Below are 6,324 nucleotides of genomic sequence, written 5' to 3'. Positions count from 1 at the left end.
CGATCGGGGGGTTGTCCACCGGAATCTGTTCGGCGCCCGGGTTCTCGATGGCGTGCACGAGACTCCGGAGCGCAGCAGCGCGCCCGGCGCGAAGGGGACCGCCTGGCCGCCCACCCGTGCGCCGTTCACCGTCGTGCCGTTCGTGGAGTCCAGGTCGGCTACCGCGACGTGGCCGTCCGCGCTCACCGTCACAGTGCAGTGAATCCGGGAGACGTCCGGGTCGTCGAGCGGCACGTCGGCGTCGGCGGAGCGGCCGACGCGGATCTCGCCGCCGTGCAGGAGATGGACACCGCCGGCGTCCGGGCCGGCCACGACCCGGAGCTGGGCCGGGGCGTCGTCCAGCTCGGGATGCGGCTCGGGCTCGCCCGGCGCGCCCACGGACAGCACGGCACCGTCGGTCAACGGGGGCTCGCCGAGCGTGCAGCGCTGGGCGTCGAGCCGCTGCTCCCCGGCGTACAGCACGGGCGTGCCCGAGCCGTCACCACCGGAGACCACTTGGGCGAGCGCGGACGCCACCGCGGCGAGCGCCGTACCGGAGGGCGCCGTGACCAGCACGTCGCTGCGCGGGGCGCGGTCCCGCGCCGGCGCCGACGAGCCCAGCGGATCTACGACGGTCAGCCGGATCTGCATCGCCGTCAGCGGTCCCTTCTGCCCGGGCGCGGAGTCCCCCACCCCGCCCCAGCACGTCGGCCAATACTGCCAGCATCCTCGCACCTGCCACTGACAGTGCGCCCCTCGCTCCGCAAAAGGTGATCTTGATTGGTCGGCTCTGTCCGCAAAAGTGCCTGAGAAATGACCCACAGGCGACCGCTTGAGATCAGTCACGTTCACTCCCGGCAACCACCAGACCGAGGTGAGCGTCTTTCCTTCGAACGGCTGGGAGGGCCGCTACGTAAGACCCACTACGTGAGACCCACAGAGAGACGACACACCGGTCCCCGGCCCCCCCCGGCACTACAGTGGGTCGGACAGGCCAGCAGGCAAGGCAAGCACCAGGGAGCGCATGACGTGCGGCCGGTAGGCAGCAAGTACCTCCTCGAGGAGCCGCTGGGACGCGGCGCCACGGGCACCGTCTGGCGAGCCCGCCAGCGCGAGACCGCGGGCGCCGAAGCGGCCGTGCCGGGGCAGCCCGGCGAGACCGTCGCGATCAAGGTCCTCAAAGAGGAGCTGGCCGGCGACCCGGACATCGTCATGCGGTTCCTGCGCGAGCGGTCCGTCCTGCTGCGGCTGACCCACCCGAACATCGTCCGGGTCCGTGACCTGGTCGTCGAGGGTGAGCTGCTGGCGCTGGTCATGGACCTCGTCGAGGGCCCCGACCTGCACCGCTACCTGCGTGAGAACGGACCGTTCACCCCGGTCGCCGCCGCCTTGCTCACCGCCCAGATCGCCGACGCGCTCGCCGCCAGCCACGCCGACGGCGTCGTGCACCGCGACCTCAAGCCGGCCAACGTCCTGCTCCAGCAGTACGACGGGCAGATGCACCCGCTGCTGACCGACTTCGGCATCGCCCGGCTGGCCGACTCCCCGGGACTGACCCGCACCCAGGAGTTCGTCGGCACGCCCGCGTACGTCGCGCCCGAGTCCGCCGAGGGCCGCCCGCAGACCTCCGCCGTCGACATCTACGGCGCCGGCATCCTGCTGTACGAGCTGGTCACCGGCCGCCCGCCGTTCTCCGGCGGCTCCGCCCTGGAGGTGCTGCACCAGCACCTGAGCGCCGAGCCGCGCCGCCCTTCCACGGTCCCCGACCCGCTCTGGACGGTCATCGAGCGCTGTCTGCGCAAGAACCCGGACGAGCGGCCCAGCGCCGAGAACCTCGCCCGCGGTCTGCGCGTCGTCGCCGAGGGCATCGGGGTGCACGCGAACTCCGCGCAGATCGCCGCGGCCGCGGGCGTCGGCATGCTCCTCGTGCCCGACCCGGCCCCCGCGCCGGTACCGGACACACCCGGCGCGGCCGACCCGACCCAGGTCCTCCCGCAGGGCGCGGGCTCGTACGACCCGAACGCCGCGACCAGCGTCATGCCGCACACCGGCGGCCCGGCCGGCGCCGCCGACCCCACCGCGGTGCTGCCCAACCGGGGCGCGGCCGATCCGACCGCCGTCATGCCGCCGGTCCCGCCGGGCTCGCCCGGCCACCCCGGCCGGCAGGGCGGCCCCGAGGACCCGCACCCCTGGCAGAACCAGCTGCGGGCGGCCCGCGACCGCAACGAGCAGACGCAGGTCCAGTACCTCGACCCCGGCCAGGACCCGCTGCGCCGCCGCCCCCAGCGCCAGGTGGCCCGGCCCCAGCAGCAGCCCCCGCGCCGCCAGGCACCCCCGCCCGGACCCGGCTACGGCCATCCGCAGCAGCAGCCCCAGCAGTACGCCCCGCAGCCCCAGCGCCCCCAGCCGCCGCAGCGCTACGCCCCGCCCGCACCGCCGCCGCCCCAGCAGCCGCAGCAGCCGCAGCGCGAGCCCCGGCAGCCGCGGCAGCGCAGCGCCAACCCGATGCGGATCCCCGGCCTCGGCTGCCTGAAGGGCTGCCTCTTCACGATCGTCATCCTGTTCGTCGCGGGCTGGCTGATCTGGGAACTGAGCCCGCTGCAGGAGTGGATCGGCACCGGCAAGGGCTACTGGGAGCAGCTCACCGACTGGTTCGGCACCGTGACCGGCTGGTTCGAGAAGCTCGGCGGGAGCGGTTCCGGCACGAACTGACCGGAACCGCCCCGCGGGGTTGGTGATTTGTCGACACCCGGCGGGTGATTTCCGCCTCCACGGTGAAGGTTGGCTCTCCGGACGCGTAGTTTTAGCGACAACACGCGTCGGTAGGAGCAGCCTTGGCACGGAAGATCGGCAGCCGGTACACCGCCCACCAGATCCTCGGGCGGGGCAGCGCCGGCACGGTGTGGCTGGGCGAGGGCCCCGAGGGTCCCGTCGCCATCAAGCTGCTGCGCGAGGACCTCGCGTCCGACCAGGAACTCGTCGGCCGCTTCGTGCAGGAGCGCACGGCGCTGCTCGGCCTGGAGCACCCGCACGTGGTGTCGGTGCGGGACCTGGTCGTCGACGGCAACGATCTGGCGCTCGTCATGGACCTCGTCCGCGGCACGGATCTGCGCACCCGGCTGGACCGGGACCGGCGCCTGGCCCCCGAGGCGGCCGTCGCGATCGCGGCCGACATCGCCGACGGACTGGCGGCCGCCCACGCCGCGGGTGTCGTGCACCGTGACGTGAAACCGGAGAACGTGCTCCTGGACATGCAGGGCCCGCTCGGCCCGGGTGGCTCCCACCGCGCGCTGCTGACCGACTTCGGCGTGGCCAAGCTCATCGACACCCCGCGCCGGACCAAGGCCACGAAGATCATCGGCACTCCGGACTACCTTGCCCCGGAGATCGTCGAGGGCCTGCCCCCGCGCGCGTCCGTCGACATCTACGCGCTCGCCACCGTCCTCTACGAGCTCCTGGCGGGCTTCACTCCTTTCGGCGGCGGCCACCCGGGCGCGGTCCTGCGCCGGCACGTCACGGAGTCGGTCGTCCCGCTGCCCGGCATCCCGGACGAGCTGTGGCAGCTGCTCGTGCAGTGCCTGGCCAAGGCCCCGGCCTCGCGGCTGCGGGCCTCGGAGCTCGGCGCCCGGCTGCGGGAGCTGCTGCCGTTGCTGGCGGGCATGCCCCCGCTGGAGGTCGACGAGCCGGAGACCGAGTCCGCGGAGGAGGCCGACCGCGAGGAGCAGCCCGGCGGACCGGCCCCGGCCGGGGAGCGGGTCCGGCGGCGGGGCGCGGTCCCCCTGGTGCCGGGCGCCAAGCCGGCCGACTCCAACCGTGACACCCACACCTCGATGCGCGTCCCCGCCCCCGACGAGCTGGCCGGCGGCGCCCACGGCACGGCCCGGGCCCCGCGCACCGCGGGCACCCGCCGCCCGGGCTCGGCCCGCAACCGCGCCGCGGCCCGGCGCCGCCGGGTGGCCCTGGGGGCGGGCGCGGTCGCCCTCGCGGCGGCGATCGGCGTCGGCGCCTGGCTGACCACGTCGGACGGCGACGGCAGCGCACCTCCCCAGGACACGAAGAACTCCGCCCCGCAGACCCCCTGAGCAGCCGGCTCCGGCCGCCCCGCGATGGCCGCCGGGCGGAGCCGTTACGCTGGAGGGCGTGGCAGTCGTCGACGTATCCGAAGAGCTCAAGTCCCTCTCCTCGACCATGGAGTCGATCGAGGCCGTTCTGGACCTCGAGAAGCTGAGGGCAGACATCGCCGTGCTCGAGGAGCAGGCGGCCGCGCCGTCCCTCTGGGACAACCCCGATGAGGCGCAGAAGATCACCAGCAAGCTGTCCCACCTCCAGGCCGAGGTGCGCAAGGCCGAGGCCCTGCGCGGTCGCATCGACGACCTGGGCGTCCTCTTCGAGATGGCCGAGGAGGAGGACGACCCGGACACCCGCGCCGAAGCCGAGACCGAGCTCACCGCCGTGAAGAAGGCGCTGGACGAGATGGAGGTCCGCACCCTCCTCTCCGGTGAGTACGACTCCCGTGAGGCGCTGGTGAACATCCGTGCCGAGGCCGGTGGCGTCGACGCCGCCGACTTCGCCGAGAAGCTCCAGCGGATGTACCTGCGGTGGGCCGAGCAGCGCGGCTACAAGACCGAGATCTACGAGACCTCGTACGCGGAAGAGGCCGGCATCAAGTCGACCACCTTCGCCGTGCAGGTCCCCTATGCCTACGGCACCCTCTCCGTCGAGCAGGGCACGCACCGCCTCGTGCGCATCTCTCCCTTCGACAACCAGGGCCGCCGTCAGACCTCCTTCGCGGGCGTCGAGATCCTCCCCGTGGTCGAGCAGACCGACCACATCGAGATCGACGAGTCCGAGCTGCGCGTGGACGTGTACCGCTCGTCAGGGCCCGGCGGCCAGGGCGTCAACACCACCGACTCCGCGGTGCGCCTCACCCACATCCCCACCGGCATCGTCGTCTCCTGCCAGAACGAGCGCTCGCAGATCCAGAACAAGGCGACCGCCATGAACGTTCTCCAGGCGAAGCTGCTTGAGCGGCAGCGCCAGGAGGAGCGGGCCAAGATGGACGCCCTCAAGGACGGCGGCAGCTCCTGGGGCAACCAGATGCGTTCCTACGTCCTGCACCCGTACCAGATGGTGAAGGACCTGCGCACCGAGTTCGAGGTCGGCAACCCCGAGGCCGTGTTCAACGGCGAGATCGACGGTTTCCTCGAGGCCGGAATTCGCTGGCGCAAGCAGCAGGAGAAGTAAGTTTGTCGACAAGGCAACTGCCGCCCACGGGGCGGTAGTTGCCTTTTCTGCGCTCGGATGTCCGGGTTTTACATCACAGTCACAGGCTCAAACTCCCGGCATAGCTCCCGTAGTTGGACATGGCGGCCACAAACGGCCTTGACGTGTTCTTGAAAAATGGGAAGGGTAAAGCGCGGCATGCGTGTCTCTGGGGCGCATGTGAACCGGGGGCCCTTTCATCGCAGCCCGTCCCCGTCGAGCACAGCCCCGAGCGCTGCCTAATGACGATGAGCTACTGGGGGTAGCAACCACATGACGAAGAAGACGCGGATCCGTGTCGCGCGGATAGCCGCCGGCGCCGTGATCGCCGCCGGTGCCTCGCTGACCGCCGCCGGTGCGGCATCCGCCGCGGAGACCGAGGACTGCCTGCTCGGCATCCTGTGCGCCGAGGAGTCGCCCACTCCCACCCCGCCGCCGACGGGTGAGCCGACCGGTGAGCCGACCGTTATCCCGACGGGCGAGCCGACCGACCCGCCGCCGTCGACCGAGGAGCCGACCGACGAGCCGACCGAGCCCACGGACGAGCCCACCGAGCCGACCGAGGACCCGACCGACGCCCCGACGAACCCGGGCAACGGGAACGGCACCGGCGGCGGCAACGGCAACGGCAACGGTGGCAACAACGGCGGCGGCAACAACACCGACCCCGACGGCGGCACCTCGCCGCAGGAGGAGGGCTCCTCCTCCCTCACCGAGATCGGCTCGGACTCCACCCCGGCTTCGCAGGCCCAGGCCCAGGGCAACGGCCAGGAGCTCGCCGAGACGGGTGCCGCGCAGACCGCCTTCCTGGTGATCGGCGCCGCCACGATGATCGCCGGCGGTGTCGGCTTCCGTATGCTGCCGCGCCTCGTGGGCGGCCGCGGCGGGGCTGCCGCCTGACGGTAGCCGCGTCCGCACGGACCGTGGACACACGGACCGTGGACACAGCGCAACGCCGAGGGCCCGGAGCGAATCGGACGCTGTTGGTTAATTCGGGCCCGTGCGTGACGTCGGCTCCCAAGACGCGGTTGTGGTGTTGGGAGCCGTCGGGGGCGGTTGGGGGGGGTGTGGGTGTGTATTGAG

At 72.4% G+C, this 6,324-nt stretch carries 5 protein-coding genes; 4 read left to right on the top strand and 1 reads right to left on the bottom strand.

Annotated elements, in window-relative coordinates:
* Positions 1-630: FHA domain-containing protein (locus ABZ281_RS32755; protein WP_356661422.1), on the bottom strand; the 630-nt coding region annotated here is incomplete at its 3' end.
* 378 nt (positions 631-1,008) lie between these two features.
* Between ABZ281_RS32755 and ABZ281_RS32750 the strand changes: the two genes are divergently transcribed.
* The 4 genes from ABZ281_RS32750 (at position 1,009) to ABZ281_RS32735 (ending at position 6,141) form a co-directional block, all read left to right on the top strand.
* The gene (locus ABZ281_RS32750; RefSeq protein ID WP_356661420.1) at positions 1,009-2,691 is read left to right on the top strand and encodes a serine/threonine-protein kinase; all 1,683 of its coding nucleotides are present in this window, start codon (positions 1,009-1,011) and stop codon (positions 2,689-2,691) included.
* A 122-nt stretch (positions 2,692-2,813) separates the two neighbouring features.
* Entirely contained in the window at positions 2,814-4,061 is a 1,248-nt protein-coding gene (locus ABZ281_RS32745) for a serine/threonine-protein kinase (RefSeq protein ID WP_356661418.1), read from the top strand.
* Between the two features lie 58 nt (positions 4,062-4,119).
* Positions 4,120-5,223 carry a peptide chain release factor 2 gene (prfB, locus tag ABZ281_RS32740; RefSeq protein WP_356661416.1) on the top strand — a complete coding sequence of 368 codons (1,104 nt, stop codon included), beginning with the start codon at positions 4,120-4,122 and terminating at the stop codon, positions 5,221-5,223.
* A 291-nt stretch (positions 5,224-5,514) separates the two neighbouring features.
* Positions 5,515-6,141 carry a hypothetical protein gene (locus tag ABZ281_RS32735; protein ID WP_356661414.1) on the top strand — a complete coding sequence of 209 codons (627 nt, stop codon included), beginning with the start codon at positions 5,515-5,517 and terminating at the stop codon, positions 6,139-6,141.
* Positions 6,142-6,324 lie beyond the last annotated feature (183 nt).

The sequence above is a fragment of the Streptomyces sp. NPDC006265 genome, from assembly GCF_040613555.1.
Classification (GTDB): Bacteria; Actinomycetota; Actinomycetes; order Streptomycetales; family Streptomycetaceae; genus Streptomyces.
This window is presented reverse-complemented; position numbering and strand designations above follow the sequence as displayed.